Consider the following 16531-nt stretch of genomic DNA (forward strand, 5'->3'; position numbering starts at 1 on the left):
GGTACTCCCCATAAATAGGCGATAACGCAGCATAAATGCCAAACATGCGCTGCCCTTCGGGTTCTGCCTAGGGGCGATAAACTCTTTGTTACTCGGTTTTTACTTAGCCCACTAGGTTACAAAGCTCGCGCCGCGATTTAATCGCCCCTAGATTGAACAAATTTCAATCCGCAAAGATCAACACGCCCTAATATAAAAATAAAAACAGAACATAAAACAACCACATTTTTATTTTTGCAAGTCATAGAATGCGCCAGAGCTAAACATATAAACAAATCAATAACATTGGCATCAATTATGATACACTTTTTGTCCTAGAGGATCCGCGCCTTATCACCTAATTACATATTTCATCATGTATCTTATTTACGTGGATCATACACAATGCAAATATGGAGGAGCTTTACTATTGGCTTTTGCCTGTAGTCACGCCATCTTATATGAAGTTTAAATCAAAAAAATACAGTATCGACTCAACCGATTACCAAGTAGGCCAAGATAACGTTAGTAAATGGGGCATGGATATACATAGTAATGTGTTTTCCGTTTCTGTTGGATTATCTTTACTATTTATTATTACTCTACTTGCCCTCTCACCTAGCGAAGCTAAAGACGCTATTAACACCATAAAAAATGCAGCTCTAACAAACTTTGACTACGTATTTATGTGGGGCGCAAACATACTTTTACTATTTGCAATAGGTATAGCAGCTTCACCGCTTGGTAAAATTAGATTAGGTGGCGATAAAGCAACAACGGATTACTCTACCCTTTCTTGGATATCGATGTTGTTTGCGGCAGGTATGGGTATTGGGCTTATTTTTTGGGGCGTGGCCGAACCTACCGCATTTTATACTAACTGGTTTGGTACACCGCTTAACGCAGAGCCTTTTACTGAACAAGGGCGAGAAATGGCCTTAGGAGCAACGGTATTTCACTGGGGTCTGCATGCATGGGCTATTTATGGCATGACCGCATTATGCCTAGCGTACTTTGTTTATAACAAAGGTTTACCGCTTTCTATGCGCTCAGTGTTTTACCCTCTTTTTGGCGATAGAGTATGGGGCAAGCTCGGTGATGTTATAGATGTAATGGCCGTATTGGTAACTCTTTTTGGTCTTGCTACATCGCTAGGCCTAGGAGGCTCGCAAGCTGCTAGTGGCATAAGCCATGTGTTAGGGTTCGAAAATTCATTGCTATTACAACAAGGTATTATTTTACTAATAATGGGCCTAGCTATTTTATCTATTGTGCGTGGCATGGATGGCGGCGTTAAATTGCTCAGTAATATAAATATGGGCATTGCTATTGTGTTTTTGGCGCTTGTATTTATTTTAAACTTTACCACTGTACTTGATTCAGCCTACACAGCAGTAATAGGTTATGTGAAAAATATTATTCCGCTGAGTTCTAGCACCGGTCGAGAAGATACGCAGTGGCTTCACGGTTGGACTGTGTTCTATTGGGCTTGGTGGGTGGCTTATGCACCATGTTTTGGTATGTTTGTAGCGCGCATTTCTAAAGGGCGCACCATACGCGAATTTTTAGTATATGTACTTCTTATTCCCACTTTAGTTACCACTGCGTGGATGTCGGTGTTTGGTGGTGTAGCTATAGATCAGGTTATAAATGAAATTGGCGTACTGGGCGCCGATAAAGGGATTACCGATGTGTCACTTAGCTTATTTTATATGCTTGATGCGTACTCTTTTGGTACCGCGCTTTCACTTTTAGCTGTGGCATTAATAATTATATTCTTTGTAACCACACTTGATTCTGGCTCTATAGTAATTGACAGCCTTACATCAGGCGGGAAGCTTGAAGTACCAATAAAGCAAAAGCTAGTATGGGCTAACATTGCCGGTATTATTGCAATGCTAATGCTGTGGATTGGGGGTACTGAGTCTATTCAGGCACTGCAGTATATAACTATTATTGCCGCGCTCCCTTTTACGTTTATTTTACTGCTTGGCAGCGTAAGCCTTGTAAAAGGCCTGCTTACTGAATTAGAGCCAAAAACTAAGCGTTAAAAGTTAAAAGCTAAGAACTAAAATTAGCGCGTAAAAAAGCCCGTTTAATAAACGGGCTTTTTAATGTGCAATTATAAGCTCAGCAAAGTAAACTTACTTATTTGGTATTATTCCCACTCAATAGTTGCAGGTGGCTTACCAGAAATATCGTAAACTACACGTGAAATACCATCAATTTCGTTAATGATACGGTTAGAAACCACACCTAAAAACTCATAAGGTAAATGTGACCAACGCGCAGTCATAAAGTCGATAGTTTCAACACAACGAAGTGAAACAACCCAATCGTATTTACGTGCATCACCCATAACCCCTACCGATTTAACAGGTAAGAACACAGTAAACGCTTGGCTTACTTTATGGTAAAGATCAGCTTTGTGTAGTTCTTCAATGAAAATAGCATCAGCACGGCGAAGTAAATCACAGTACTCTTTTTTAATTTCACCAAGTACACGTACACCTAAACCAGGACCAGGGAATGGGTGGCGGTAAAGCATGTCGTACGGTAAACCTAGCTCTAAACCAATTTTACGTACTTCATCTTTAAATAACTCACGAAGTGGCTCAACTAGACCCATTTTCATGTCATCTGGTAATCCGCCTACATTGTGGTGAGATTTGATAACGTGTGCTTTACCTGTAGCAGATGCTGCTGACTCAATAACGTCTGGGTAAATAGTACCTTGGCCTAACCATTTAGCGTTTTTAAGCTTTTTAGATTGCTCATCAAATACATTAATAAACGTGTGGCCAATAGCTTTACGTTTATCTTCTGGGTCTGATTTTCCTGCTAAGTCATTTAAAAACTGATCCTCAGCATCAACTTTTACAATGTTTAGTCCAAACTTATTACCAAACATGTCCATTACTTGCTGACCTTCGTTTAAACGAAGTAAACCGTTATCAACAAATACACATGTTAATCTATCGCCAATTGCGCGGTGAATAAGCATAGCCACAACCGATGAATCAACACCACCTGATAGGCCTAAAATAACTTCATCATCGCCAACTGTGTCTTTAATACGCTCAATGGCATCATCAATAATTTTTGCAGGAGTCCACAGCTTTTCACAACCACAAATATCAATTGCAAAACGTTCTAATAAACGTTGCCCTTGATGAGTGTGCGTTACTTCTGGGTGAAACTGTACGCCGTAAAAACGTTTTTCTTCGTTAGACATAGCAGCATGCGGACACGTTGGTGTTTTAGCTGTTGTGCTAAAGCTTGCTGGTACTTCCATAACTTTATCGCCGTGGCTCATCCATACGTCTAAAACGCCGTTGCCGCCATCGGTAATATGATCTTCAATTGCATCAAACAATGCACAATTGCCTACCTTTTCAACTTGCGCGTAACCAAACTCTTTTTTATCAGAGCTGTGAACGCTACCGCCAAGTTGAGCGGCCATTGTTTGCATGCCGTAACAAATGCCTAATACAGGAACGCCTGCATTAAACACATACTCAGGAGCGCGCGGGCTGTTTTCAAGTGTTGTTGATTCTGGGCCACCAGAAAGAATGATACCTTGTGGGTTAAACTCGCGGATTTGCTCTTCAGTCACATCCCATGCCCACAGCTCACAATAAACACCAATTTCGCGTATACGACGCGCAATTAGCTGAGTGTATTGTGAACCAAAGTCTAAAATGAGAATTCGTGAATCGTGAATATCTTTGCTCATGGAGTATCTCGTAAAGTAGATGCTAAATGCCGCTTTGAATACCAATTTTATTAAACATTACTAATTCTTGCAGGCTAAATAACTCACTAACCACGTTAAAAATTTCTTATTTAGAAGAACTAAAAATCGAAATTTTTGCCTCGTTATTGAGCCATTTATCTGTCGCAATAATTGACCACTTTATTAATGCAATTGGTATTTATATAAACGACTAAAAGAGGGCTTGCAAAGCAAGCCCAATAAATTATTAATTACGCGCTTAACCTAAGCGGTAATTTGGTGCTTCTTTGGTAATTTGCACATCATGTACGTGCGACTCACCCATACCTGCAGATGTAACACGTACAAACTGAGGTTTTGTATTAAGCTCTTCAATAGTTGCACAACCGGTTAAGCCCATTGCACTACGAAGACCGCCTACTTGCTGATGAATAATCGTTGCAATTGGACCTTTGTAAGCTACGCGACCTTCAATACCTTCTGGTACTAACTTGTCAGCTTGGTTTGATTTTTGGAAGTAACGATCTGATGAACCTTCTTTTTGATCCATCGCACCTAAACTACCCATACCACGGTATGATTTGTAGTAACGGCCTTGATATAACTCAACTTCGCCAGGCGCCTCTTCAGTACCAGCAAGCATTGAGCCCACCATCACACACGATGCACCAGCAACAAGGGCTTTAACTATATCGCCAGAAAAACGAATACCGCCATCAGCAATTACAGGTATGTCACGGCCTTTTAGGCCTTCAACCGCATCAGAAATAGCAGTAATTTGTGGAACGCCACAACCCGTTACAATACGTGTAGTACAAATTGAACCAGGGCCGATACCTACTTTTACTGCATCAACGCCTGCATCTGCAAGGGCAATAGCACCTTCTGCTGTCGCTACGTTACCCGCAATAATTTGTAAATCTGGGTATGCTTGACGAGTTTGCGATACACGGTCAATAACACCTTGAGAGTGGCCATGTGAAGTATCGATAAGTAAAACATCAACACCTGCTTCTACTAATGCAGCAATACGCTCATCAGTGCCAGCGCCAACGCCAACCGCAGCACCTACACGTAAACGACCTTGGTCATCTTTACATGCATCTGGTTTATCTTGTGCTTTTTGGTAATCTTTAACGGTGATCATGCCTTTAAGTTTAAACGCATCGTCTACGACTAAGATTTTTTCAATGCGGTGTTCATGCATTAAACCTAAAATCTCTTCGCGAGAGGCACCCTCTTTAACAGTTACAAGCTTTTCTTTTTTAGTCATAACAGTAGAAACTGGCTGCTCTAGCTTAGTTTCAAAACGCATGTCACGGCTTGTTACAATACCAACAAGTACATTGTTGCTATCGGTAACAGGAAAGCCTGAAAAACCCTTTTCCTGAGAAAGCTCAACAGCGTCTGCAATAGTTAAATCTGCAGTTACTGTTACAGGGTAAGATACAATACCCGCTTCGTAGGTTTTAACTTTACGAACATTTTTCGCTTGTTCTGCGATGGTCATGTTTTTGTGGATAAAACCAAGACCGCCTTCCTGCGCAAGGGCAATAGCTAAACGTGCTTCTGTAACAGTATCCATAGATGCTGAAATAAGCGGCAAGTTAAGTTTGATACCACGCGTTAAGCGAGTTGAAATATTTGCCGTGTGTGGCAAAACAGTAGAATGACCAGGTACTAAAAGTACGTCATCAAAGGTAAGAGCTTCTTTAGCAATTCTAAGCATTTTGGCAACTTCTCACATGTGGATCTAAGATAAGGAATTGCGGCCAAATTTTAACAGCGTTGTTGGCATTCGTAAATAATATTTCGCAAATATTTATGATAAACTTGTCTCATAAATAGTTTTAGGTTGTTTTTTATGTTTTCAAAGCCTTCGCAGACGGTTTACACCGTTTCACGCCTTAACAGAGAAATTCGTACAGTGCTTGAGCAAGGCTTTGCATCTTTAGTGCTCACGGGTGAAATTTCTAACTTTATTACCCCTGCGTCTGGGCATTGGTATTTTTCGTTAAAAGACGATAAAGCGCAAATTAAGGCTGCTATGTGGCGAGGGAATAATCGCAACCAAAGCTACCGCCCAGCCAATGGCGCACAAGTCACCGTAAAAGCACGAGTATCACTTTATGAACCTAGAGGTGATTACCAACTTATTGTTGAACATATGGAGCCTGCTGGAGAAGGTCAGCTTAAGCAAGAGTTTGATGCATTGAAAATGCGTTTAGCCGCCGAGGGGTTATTTAGCTCTGCCTACAAAAAACCTCTGCCACAAAATATAAACCGTATCGGTGTGGTTACCTCTGCTACCGGCGCTGCAATAAAAGATATTTTAACTGTACTTAAACGCCGTGCGCCGCAATTAGAAGTCATAATTTATCCAGCCATGGTGCAAGGTAAAGAAGCCCACATACATTTAATTAATCAAATAGAGCTGGCAAATGCACGTAATGAAGTAGACGTGCTTATTTTAGGGCGCGGCGGCGGTTCACTAGAAGATTTATGGTGTTTTAACCACGAGCAACTTGCGCGTGCTATTTATCAAAGTGAATTACCCATAGTAAGTGCGGTAGGCCACGAGATAGACACAACCATTAGCGATTATGTTGCCGATGTTCGTGCAGCTACTCCATCAGCGGCTGCTGAGCTTGTAAGCCCTAACACGCAAGAGCTACACAACAAAGTAACGCAACTCATTAACCGTTTAAACAATGCATTTAAACACGATATTGCAGATAAGCGCGCGCTTGCTACGCAACTTCAGCACCGTCTTAACTTGTGCCATCCACGCAATCAGCTAAATCAAAAGGCGCAGCGATTAGATGAGCTGAGCATTGCGCTGCACCAAGCTATGCGAAACCGTTTATATCAGCAAGAGCGCACACTTAATAATTTAACGCCGCGTTTAATGCGTCAATCACCCGATAAAAAGCTAGCGCAGGCCTCTCATCAACTGTCGCAGTTACAAGCAAGGTTAAACCAAGCTATACAACAACAATTACAGCAAGCCAATAATAGCCTAGCATTACAAGCAAGTAAGCTGGACTCGGTAAGCCCTCTCAATGTTTTAGCGCGCGGCTATAGCATCACTAAAACACAACAAGGAAAAGTGGTTAAATCGGTGGGACAAATTAAAGCAGGCGATGTGTTAATTACAGAGCTTGGCGACGGCTCTGTAGAATCGCAGATCATACCTATTACTTAAAACTGATGCAGTTTAAAGCTCTGTGCTTAGTAACAAGCTAAGCTTGGTATCACTTGATGTAGATGTAGAACTTACAAATTGTTTCCAAAACTCTTGTTTCATCAACTTGTCGTTTAGCTCACGCCATTGAGCACTCCCAAATGCATCGTTATCAGCGGGTGCGGCAAGTTCAAATTCACATACCGTCGTTTTACATTTAGCGCTAACAACATCAGGAATAATTGCCAAATCTGCGGTTAATAAAAAATCTTGTAATGCCATTTCAGTACGATAAGCCCATTCTTCGTCACGTACTTGCTCGTCAAATTTATCACGTAAGACTTGCTCAAAGTCTGAAGGACCTCTCATTTGCTTTAAAACACTTTTAAGTGTCGACTTTTGCTCGGCAAGTTGTTGCTTAAGTTGCACAACTTGTTCTTCTAGAGGTAACTCATCAATTTCTTGAGGTTCGAAAGCGGTGGAAGTAATATTTTTATTTTGCTCTAAACTAACTGCTTGTTCAGTGACAGCTGGTATAACTTTATTTGCTGCTACTTTACTGCTTTTTGGCTGCTGAGCATGAGTTTTTTGCAAAAGAGCATTACTTTGCTGTAACTTAACTGGCTCTAAATTATTTGGGGTAAAATTAAAATACCCCCAAGTTAAACCTACACCAGCAATAAACCCAATACCTAGAGTTAACAAACTATTCTTGTTCATCTTAATTCCTTTTAAGTTTTATTTTTTACTTACATGTCACAGCATAGCACTGGTATGTGATTCGTTTTCAGGCTCGGGTGTCGCTAAAAAGTTTTGGTTCATACTTTGCGCGGGACAGGGACAATCCGGTTTACCTATAATTTTAGCAGGTACGCCAACAGCTGTGGTATGTGGCGGCACTGCTGTTAGTACCACTGAGCCTGCGCCAATACGTGCGCCCTCACCCACTTCAATATTACCAAGCACTTTAGCACCTGCGCCAATTAGCACACCCGCTCTAATTTTAGGATGACGATCGCCTTGCTCATTACCTGTACCACCAAGCGTTACCGATTGCAGTATTGATACGTTATCTTCAATTACCGCCGTTTCACCAATAACAATCCCCGTTGCATGGTCGAACATTATCCCTTTGCCAACCTGGCATGCTGGGTGAATATCTACACCAAACACTTCAGAAGTACGACTTTGAATAAAACGCGCCAGTTCTTTACGGTTTTGTTGCCACAAGCAGTTAGCTAAACGGTGCGCCTGAATAGCATGAAAACCTTTTAAGTTTAAAATAACAGTAAGGTAAGTTTCGGCTGCAGGGTCTCTGTCTTTTACCGCTTTAATATCTTCGGCCACATAGGTAAGCATACGGTCGCACTTTACAAACGCTTGGTCAAACAGCTCACGAATAGTAAATGCAGAGACCACAGCATCAGCCAATTTATTAGCAACAATAAAGCTTAGCGCCGAACCTAAGCACTCATGATTCAAAATGCATGAATATACATGACTTGCTAAAAGTGGTTCGCGAGTTACTACTTCATTTGCTTCGCTACGAAGCTGTTGCCAAATTTCATGACGCATAATACTACACTGCCTTAAATTGATATAAAAAGAGCCTTTTCCTAAGTTTAACGGATTTACAGCCTAAGGTGTTAACGCCTTAGTTATTTGTTCTGGTTATTAGGTATAACTAACAATCAGAAATACAATTAAATGTACTTATCTAGTTTTTAAATTAATTTATACGACAGTAGTTAAAATTACCAATACATTATAAAAATAAAATAAGTTATTTAAAATCATAAACTAACAATACATGACAGCATACCTGTCATATGCCAAAATGCCCACTGACATACTACTGACGGCGTAAAAAATAAAAACAAACGCTAAATTAGCATCATCAACTCAACAAGGATAACGATGATGAAAAACGATATATTAAATACAAAAAAACTTGGTTATAAATTTTACTTTCAAGATGGCGACAATCAAATAGCCTGTTTTGGAAGCTACTTTACTGGTAAAGAAGAAGTATTTGTAAACGATGACCTATTCAGTAAAAAACGAAATATCAACTGTGCAAGCACTCATTCTTTTGATTTTGAGAGCTCTCATTATCAAGTAAAATATGACATGCTTAATATACTTACAGGCCGCATGGAGTGCACTCTTTATAAAAACGGTAACGTGATAGACAAACAAGTTCAGAGTAGCCTCCCGAACGATCCTAAAAAGGCAGCATTTTTTATTGCTGGCTGTACATTAGGTGGGGCGGTGTTTGGCTATGCAACGGCAACTATCGTTGAACTATTTGTAGGGAAGCTTTAACGTGCAATTAAATCCTACAACAGTTAAATCACTTAGAAATAAGTTAGATTGGACACAGCAACAGCTCGCAGATGCCTGCGATGTAAGCTTACGGACCATTCAACGGGTAGAAAAAGAAGGCGCCGCTTCTAAAGAAACCACGATGGCGCTTTGTGCGGTACTTGAAGTACGCCAAGGCGAGCTAATTAAACTTGATGAGTCTATAAATGATGACGTTAAAAGTACGCCAACTAAAAGCTTTTTAGCGGGAGTTATTATTAGCTCTTTAATAAGCTTTGCTCTAGGTGCAGGCTCAGTGCTTTTAGCCACTAACTAATGCCCTAATAGCTATAATCAAAAATAAAAATGCCCCAGTGCTATAAGCACTGGGGCATTTTTTATATGTTTGAAAAAGAATTTAAATTACTGAAATACTTTATCAACAGCCATTACTTCAATGTTGTTAGCTGGAATGGCTAGTTTGTAATCGGCAATGACTTTATCCTCAGCAACAAGCTCTGCTGGTTTTTCTGTGTTGTAAACCATTGGCGAGGTTTGCTCTGACGCTAAACGTTTTTTCATGTCTTCGCCGTCACCGGTAATAAACACATACTGCACGTTTTCTGTTTGCAGGTTATCTTTTATCACGCGATTAACATCAGCAAGCGTTAGCTTTTCAAGCTTACTTGTCACGTATTTTACAAACGACTCTGTGTTGTAAAATTCGCTATCAAGTGCATACCCTAACTGACGGTTTTGACTTGCTACAAGCTGCGGCACGTAGTTAATTAAAAAATTACGTGATGCTTCAAAGTCTTTTTCGGTTAAGCCATTTTTAATAAGGTTATCAAGTTCAAACAATGCAGTACGCGTTGCAAAGTGTGCATCGTTATTAGAGCGCAGCGGGCGCAACCAAATTTGGAATATTTGCTCAGAGCGTCCTAAGTTTGCATCAGGCTTAGTTTGAAACATGCCACGCGGGAAGTATTCAATGTACGAGTAATCACCGTAGTTCATACCACGTGTTTGACGAATTCGCTCATACAGGTATGAGTTAGAACTACGATGCTCACCAAAGTACGAGCGCACAAGCCAAAGTGCTGTCCAATCTTCGCTACTGCGAATAGTATCAATTGGGAAACCAAACGATACCGCGGTAGATTGCGCCGACTTTTCTACAATTTTTGCGTGATGACCTTTAAGCACAGGCGCATCAGGAATACTTAAACGGCTTTGCTCACCTTTAGGTAAGGTTGCTAAATCGCTCATAATATTTGCTTTAAGTGCGTTAGGCACTGCGCCAATTAAACCAAGTGTTAGTTTAGATTGGGTAAGCTCGTTTTTGTAAAATGCTTTTATATCATCAAGGGTTAGTGCTTCTAAATCAGAAATATCACCATAGTTGTAGCTCTCGTATGGGTGGCCTTTATAAAGCGTACTGTAAAGCACTTCTTTACCAAGCTCTTCATCGTTAGAGGCTTTTAAGCCCGACTTAATACCGTCGATCATTTCCTTTTTAAGGCGTTTAAAGTCATCGTCTCTAAACCCTGGATTAAGTAATTGATCACTTACAAGTGCATACCAAGTTTCAGCGTTATCTTTATGAATACGCCCTTGGAACGACAGCATTTCTTTATCTATTTGATAACCAAAGCTGCCCGCAAGCGGGTAAAGCGCTTTTTGAATTTCTTTGTAACTAGTACTTTGTGAGCCACCTTGAGCAAGCATAGCAGCAGTGAGCGCAGCAACACCTTTTTTACCTTGAGGGTCTGCGGCTGCACCTGTATTAAATAAAAAGTTTACGTCAATCAGCGGCGAACTATTAGTTTTATCAAGCACTTTAAATACAGGTGCCTCTGGCGCTTGTTCAAGCTTTGCAACTGCTGCACTTAAGTTAGCCTCTTGCTCAAACCCTGGCGCTTTATCAAGTGCCGACATAGTCACGGTAGTGCGTGAGTCATCTACAAAGTATTTATTAGCCACGGCTTTAATATCTTGTGCAGTGATGTTGTCGGCCGATTTATAAAGCTGATTAATAACCTCAGGGTCGCGCTCAAAATGCATGTACCTTGCAAGGGTTGATGCAATCGCTTGAGATGAATCCAAGCCATTAATAAAGCTGTATTTAAGATTAGATTTTAAATCGCTTAACTTTTGCTCATCAACAAGTTCAGTGCGTGCTTTAGCGTAAGTGCGGTTAATTGCATCGCGCGCTTTTGCTAAATCTTCTTCGTTTTCGACTTTTACAAATACATGCAGTAAACCAGGATCTTTTGTCTCTGGATTGTAGGTAAACATTTGACTGGCTATTTGTTTATCAACAACAAGCTCTTGGTATAAGTCAGAGTTGTTTGAAAAATAAAGCTGCGAGATTAAATCAAGTGCCGCTCTGTCTTTTTTGGCAGGCTCCCATGGCGCACCTTTGTACGATACAAGTAACCAATGCCCTGGTAATGCTTCGTCTTGCTCATGTATATATTTAGGTGCTTGCTGCTTTGGCTCAGCTTTTATATCGGCAACGTAATCGCCTTTTTTCCAGCCTCCCCAATGCTTTTTAACCATTGCCATTGTGGCTTTAGGGTCAACATCACCCACTATTACTAGCGATACATATTCAGGCTTGTAAAACTTATCAAAAAACTCTTTACCGTACGCCATTTGATCTGGCATGGCTTCTATATCTTCAAAAAAGCCCATAGTGGTATGTTTATAGGTATGTTTGTCAAAAGCTTCTTCACGTACAGCGCTTAACAATTTACGAATAGGACTGGCGTTATTTTTTAAATACTCACCTTTAACCGTAAGCGCTTCGGTTCTAAATTGCTCTTCGGTGTAAGTAAGGTTTTGAAAAATATCGGCTTCAATTTCAAGTACTTTATCAAGATGCTGCTTTGAAAAGTTTAAATGGTAGTTTGTGTAATCATTAGTGGTGTAAGCACGGTTATCTACGCCTGCATTTTTAAATACGGCAGTGTATTCGTCTTGCGGGAATTTTTTAGAACCTTTGAACATCATATGCTCAAAAAAGTGAGCAAAACCAGTTTTACCTTCTTTTACTTCATTGCGCGAGCCAACCGATACCGGAATTTGCAGCGAAACTACATCTGGGTAATCGGTTTTAACTACCATTACACGTAAGCCGTTATCTAGCTCTTCAATTAAGTACTCTTGCGAAAATACACGTTCGTCAGCTTTTGTTGTTTGCTGTTGTTGTGCTGTTTGGGTGTTTTCGCTTTGCTGTGTTACGCAGCCAGTTAGCGCTAGTGATACCGCTAAGCTTGTTGCTAATAATTTAAATTTCATTATTGTCCCTTTTTAAATTGAGCAAATTTATTGTTAGGTTATTACCAGGGCCTGTTGATCTTTCAAGGTTAAATTTGCAGCAGTCTGTTTGGTATTTAGGCAAGGCAGAGCCTATACAGTGTGGTTATTCCCCATAAATAGGCGATAACGTAGCATTAATGCCAAACAGGCGCTTCCCAAAGGGTTCTTCCCAGGGGCTATTTACTCTTTGTTGCTCGGTTTTGACTTAGCCCACTAGGTTACAAATCTCGCGCCGCGATTAAATAGCCCCTAGTTTGAACAAATTTAATCCGCAAAGATCAACAGACCCTAACTCACATTCGATTATGCCTTAAAGCGAGTAAATGTAAGAGTTTTAGCCCATTTTTTATGTAAACAACTGTGTCAATCGGCCGGTTTATTAAATTATTAGTATGAATATTATTCAACCAAGTTGAAAAACTTTCATTAAATAAATCTATCTAGACGTCTAAATGGCTGCTATATTAAATTACATACATTGGACTAAGCTGGAATGAGGATTATGGCTTTATCACTTCAAGAGAAAATAGAAGACACCAAACAAGGTGTTTATCTCATTGGTACTACCCCGCCTAAAGTTGGCACCGATAAAGCGCAATTAAAAACCATTGCAGAAAAGCTATTAGGTCGCTTGCACGAAATTGAATACGACGGCGTAATAATTTACGACATTCAAGACGAAAGCAGCCGCACTAACCAAGCTCGCCCATTTCCGTTTAAGCAAACTGTAGACCCACGTGAATACAGCCAATTACTTCGTAATTTATCTGCTCAAGATGTAATTACATATAAAAGTGTGGCGCAACGTGGCGTAGGCGAATTTAAAGATTGGCTAAGCGAAACTAAAAACGACTACGATTTAAAGAATGTGGTTTTAGTGGGTAGCCCATCATCAGTAGGCGATATAAAACTAAGCCTACCCGATGCCTATAAAACATTGGCTGAGCAAAGTGATGACTTCTTTTTAGGTGGCGTTACTATAGCTGAGCGCCATTCAAGTAAACGAAATGAGCACGAACGGTTAATAGAAAAAACGGCACAAGGTTGCCAGTTTTTTATATCTCAGGCTGTTTATGATGGGCAAGCCACAATTGATTTAATCACCAGTTACGCGCGTACCTGCAAAGCACAAGGCATTACACCACAACGTATTATATTAACGTTTACCCCGTGCGGCGGCGAAAAAACCTTAGACTTTATGCAATGGTTGGGTATTTCAGTGCCAGAGGCCACTAAATGGCGCATGCTTGATGCAGAAAACACATTAAGTGAATCTGTACGTATTTGCCGCGAAAACCTCGACTTAATACTTAAAAGCTGTGCGCATCTTGATGTGCCACTAGGCTTAAATATTGAAAGCTTAACAAACCGTAAAGAAGAAATTGACGCATCAATAAACCTATACCGTTTATTAAAAGCGATTATGGAATTAAACCTAGCCGAAAAACAAATCGCTTAAAAGTTAAACTAAATTCACCCCCTTCTTTGCAAGCCTAATGGCTTGCTTTTTTAATTGAGCTTAAATTAAAAACGATTATGAGCTTGTAGTTAAGCTCATCATCTGAGCTCCCTTAACTTGCTGATTGACCTTGTAATTCATATGGCAGTACTATCTCTTAATTGTGAACCATAGAGCGTTAAAGTTTTTTGTAAATGATAACCGTGGATAAGGAAGTCAAATAAATGGAATCAATTAATATAACACTCAAAATTATGGGTGAACTATACGCAGGTAGCTGTTTAGAGTTTGCAGCGAACAATGCTCTCTTCAATATTTCTAATATTATAACTTATATAGCTACAGTATTAGTTACACTAACGGCTATAGCGCTTCCGCTAACACAACAGTCATTGCAATGGATGGAGGACAAATATGACTCTGAAAACGTGGTTAAATACTTAAATGAAAAAGCGCCCATACAAGCTAATTCAATAGTACCAAGAGTACTTATATACTTACTGTTTTCTCTAATCTTTTTTTTGGCACACGAGCTTTTACCAATACCTTTGAAAGCGTTCTTCTTTATCACTATCATTACCTATTTTGCATACGTTGTAGTGATGTACTCTAGATATTTCGCTTATGTATTTAAAAACCTAAGCAGTTCAACGTACATATATGACAAAATATTAGAAAAAACTGAGAGTTTAGATGAAATCACAGTCACTGAAATCGCAGTTTTAATGGATATTGAAAAAATCAGATTAATTAAAAAACATGAGGTTAATGAGTTAAGTGGTCAAGCTAGGAAACTTGGATATTTATTAAAAAACTCAGATATGCCTGAGTCTATAGAAAGTATGAATACCTATCTTAATAGCCTACATAAAATTTTATATAGCTTACCTAATACAGCGCCCGAGGAAAAATATACAAAAACAGCTAACTTCTTATCTTATCTAACATTTCAGCTACTTGGTGATTCAAAACATAATATATCTTTAAGTAGATTAAATGAAATTATAGTGTGGGTTGAGAGCAAAAGGGAAGATACATATAAACCGCTTACATCTGGTAGGTTTTTAATTGAATTCGTACATATTAAAAACAGAGTTAATATTTGCATACCTGACTTAATAAAGCATTTGAGAACTCTGATATGGCACTCTAAGAAAGAAAATATACAAATAATAAAAGAGCTTTATAAAAATATTTGTCAATCATTATGGCAGAGAGAGAGAAATGGCTCTTATTTTTACTTTTTCTTTCACTTCAAAATAGGTGAGCACTTATACCAAACTGACTTACACAAAGAACTAGAAGAATTATTTAAAAATAATGAATCAAAGATCACTAAGTCTCAGATCACGTTAGCCCTAAAAAATGCAGGCGTTCAGGATGACAAAAAAGTCGATGAATTTATGCTAGAAATTTGGGACAACGAATATATTAAAGCTGCAAAACAGTTAACATATGCTTTCCTTCTGTATTTCTATAATGACGAGAGTCACCTTCTAACAGTAAGAAATATAAATAACCCAATAAAAACAAACATTAACAACCTTACATCAGAGCTATTACCGAGTTCGATAGATAAAGTATTTTTGTACCTGTTGAATTCAGAAAAGTTAGATTATTTTGACTTTGAAGATTCACCAAGAGAAAACATAATTCATTCTTCAGGTGTACTCCTAATCTACGAGGTTATTAAATGCCTTTATAATAAAAATGAACCTTTATTTTCTTGTAGGCTACTACAATATCAGGACTTAAGTATTCTGCTATATTCAGCTAAAAGACTAGAGATTATTGTAAAAAACATTGTATTGATCAACGAAGTATCTCATTTCATATTAAGTCATTACTTAACTGTTGATGAAGTTTTAAGTGCAGTAAACAGCCTTCTAACAACAATGATAAAAGAGTTGAGCGAATATAAATCAGAACTAGAAACAAGTGGAAGTTTAGACCCAAATATTTTAAATGAAATCAATAAAGTATTTAAAGATGAAATAGAAAATAATCCTATAATCTCATTAGGTTTAGAGAAGATAAAATTAGTAAATAAAAGCATATCTTCATCTAGTGTAAAGCTACCTAGAACGACATTTTTAAGAAACCATAATACATACACAGATTTTTGGAATATAGGCTCTATTTTAACAAAATATATAATGGACGAGCTTAATTTAATACTACGAAAGCGTGGATGCTCGCAGCCTAAGAACTTTCCTAGCGTAAGCTCTGGTATTAAAGCTGTAGTTATTACAAGGGGAATGCAGCAATACCTAGTTGATAATGGCTTCAGTTTCACAGATAGAGAAATAATTTGGCCCGATAATAGTACAACTTACTGTTTAAGCTTAAACAACAGAGCTATTCATAGTTTTTATTGTATATACGATAAAGATACTTTATTTAAGTGCCAAATAGGCGAATCTAATCCATTTAAATTAGACATAGTTGATATGGGGAAGGATATTGAAGTCAATATTCATTTTTTCTTTAAAGCCAATTTATGAAATATTTACCCTTTCAATTTCAATAGATAAACCTTAATTGA

The 16531-nt window shown here is 38.9% G+C and carries 11 protein-coding genes; 6 read left to right on the top strand and 5 right to left on the bottom strand.

Going from position 1 to position 16531, the window contains the following annotated elements:
- Window positions 1-440 precede the first annotated feature (440 nt).
- Window positions 441-2030: a BCCT family transporter gene (locus tag CWC11_RS14695; protein WP_138683306.1), complete on the top strand. Its 1590-nt coding sequence runs from the start codon at window positions 441-443 to the stop codon at window positions 2028-2030.
- A gap of 107 nt (window positions 2031-2137) precedes the next feature.
- Here CWC11_RS14695 and guaA read toward each other — a convergent pair whose 3' ends face one another.
- Together guaA and guaB are read right to left on the bottom strand one after the other, a co-directional pair.
- Entirely contained in the window at window positions 2138-3715 is a 1578-nt protein-coding gene (gene guaA, locus CWC11_RS14700) for a glutamine-hydrolyzing GMP synthase (RefSeq protein WP_104642133.1), read from the bottom strand.
- A 259-nt stretch (window positions 3716-3974) separates the two neighbouring features.
- Window positions 3975-5444, bottom strand: a complete 1470-nt coding sequence (gene guaB, locus CWC11_RS14705) for an IMP dehydrogenase (protein ID WP_058547183.1) — start codon at window positions 5442-5444, stop codon at window positions 3975-3977.
- A 135-nt stretch (window positions 5445-5579) separates the two neighbouring features.
- Here guaB and xseA point away from each other — a divergent pair, with 135 nt between their 5' ends.
- A complete protein-coding gene (gene xseA, locus CWC11_RS14710) occupies window positions 5580-6920 on the top strand; it encodes an exodeoxyribonuclease VII large subunit (RefSeq protein ID WP_138683307.1) in 1341 nt (446 codons plus the stop codon).
- A 12-nt stretch (window positions 6921-6932) separates the two neighbouring features.
- Here the strand turns inward: xseA and CWC11_RS14715 are convergent, their stop codons facing one another.
- Together CWC11_RS14715 and cysE are read right to left on the bottom strand one after the other, a co-directional pair.
- Complete coding sequence (locus CWC11_RS14715; RefSeq protein WP_138683308.1) at window positions 6933-7619, bottom strand: hypothetical protein; 687 nt, start codon at window positions 7617-7619, stop codon at window positions 6933-6935.
- Between the two features lie 36 nt (window positions 7620-7655).
- Complete coding sequence (gene cysE / locus CWC11_RS14720; RefSeq protein ID WP_138683309.1) at window positions 7656-8474, bottom strand: serine O-acetyltransferase; 819 nt, start codon at window positions 8472-8474, stop codon at window positions 7656-7658.
- A 342-nt stretch (window positions 8475-8816) separates the two neighbouring features.
- On the opposite strand from cysE, the gene CWC11_RS14725 reads away from it, so the two are divergent.
- Together CWC11_RS14725 and CWC11_RS14730 are read left to right on the top strand one after the other, a co-directional pair.
- Window positions 8817-9224 (top strand): hypothetical protein, encoded by a 408-nt coding sequence (locus tag CWC11_RS14725; protein ID WP_138683310.1) that lies wholly within the window; start codon window positions 8817-8819, stop codon window positions 9222-9224.
- A gap of 1 nt (window position 9225) precedes the next feature.
- Window positions 9226-9540, top strand: a complete 315-nt coding sequence (locus CWC11_RS14730; protein WP_138683311.1) for a helix-turn-helix transcriptional regulator — start codon at window positions 9226-9228, stop codon at window positions 9538-9540.
- Between the two features lie 86 nt (window positions 9541-9626).
- On the opposite strand, the gene CWC11_RS14735 is transcribed toward CWC11_RS14730, so the two are convergent.
- Window positions 9627-12506, bottom strand: a complete 2880-nt coding sequence (locus tag CWC11_RS14735) for a M16 family metallopeptidase (RefSeq protein ID WP_138683312.1) — start codon at window positions 12504-12506, stop codon at window positions 9627-9629.
- 523 nt (window positions 12507-13029) lie between these two features.
- Here CWC11_RS14735 and CWC11_RS14740 point away from each other — a divergent pair.
- Window positions 13030-13986, top strand: a complete 957-nt coding sequence (locus tag CWC11_RS14740) for a methylenetetrahydrofolate reductase (RefSeq protein ID WP_138683313.1) — start codon at window positions 13030-13032, stop codon at window positions 13984-13986.
- 224 nt (window positions 13987-14210) lie between these two features.
- Complete coding sequence (locus tag CWC11_RS14745; protein WP_138683314.1) at window positions 14211-16490, top strand: hypothetical protein; 2280 nt, start codon at window positions 14211-14213, stop codon at window positions 16488-16490.
- The last annotated feature ends 41 nt before the right edge of the window (window positions 16491-16531 follow it).

The sequence above is a fragment of the Pseudoalteromonas sp. S3178 genome, assembly GCF_005886985.1.
In the GTDB taxonomy this organism is placed as follows: Bacteria; Pseudomonadota; Gammaproteobacteria; order Enterobacterales; family Alteromonadaceae; genus Pseudoalteromonas; species Pseudoalteromonas carrageenovora.

What these genes read in the sequence shown, in the direction of transcription:
- xseA (WP_138683307.1), top strand. Translation starts at nt 5,580, where the DNA reads ATGTTTTCAAAGCCTTCGCAGACGGTTTACACCGTTTCACGCCTTAAC.
- CWC11_RS14735 (WP_138683312.1), bottom strand. Translation starts at nt 12,506, where the DNA reads ATGAAATTTAAATTATTAGCAACAAGCTTAGCGGTATCACTAGCGCTA.
- guaA (WP_104642133.1), bottom strand. Translation starts at nt 3,715, where the DNA reads ATGAGCAAAGATATTCACGATTCACGAATTCTCATTTTAGACTTTGGT.
- CWC11_RS14740 (WP_138683313.1), top strand. Translation starts at nt 13,030, where the DNA reads ATGGCTTTATCACTTCAAGAGAAAATAGAAGACACCAAACAAGGTGTT.
- guaB (WP_058547183.1), bottom strand. Translation starts at nt 5,444, where the DNA reads ATGCTTAGAATTGCTAAAGAAGCTCTTACCTTTGATGACGTACTTTTA.
- CWC11_RS14745 (WP_138683314.1), top strand. Translation starts at nt 14,211, where the DNA reads ATGGAATCAATTAATATAACACTCAAAATTATGGGTGAACTATACGCA.
- CWC11_RS14725 (WP_138683310.1), top strand. Translation starts at nt 8,817, where the DNA reads ATGATGAAAAACGATATATTAAATACAAAAAAACTTGGTTATAAATTT.
- CWC11_RS14695 (WP_138683306.1), top strand. Translation starts at nt 441, where the DNA reads ATGAAGTTTAAATCAAAAAAATACAGTATCGACTCAACCGATTACCAA.
- cysE (WP_138683309.1), bottom strand. Translation starts at nt 8,474, where the DNA reads ATGCGTCATGAAATTTGGCAACAGCTTCGTAGCGAAGCAAATGAAGTA.
- CWC11_RS14715 (WP_138683308.1), bottom strand. Translation starts at nt 7,619, where the DNA reads ATGAACAAGAATAGTTTGTTAACTCTAGGTATTGGGTTTATTGCTGGT.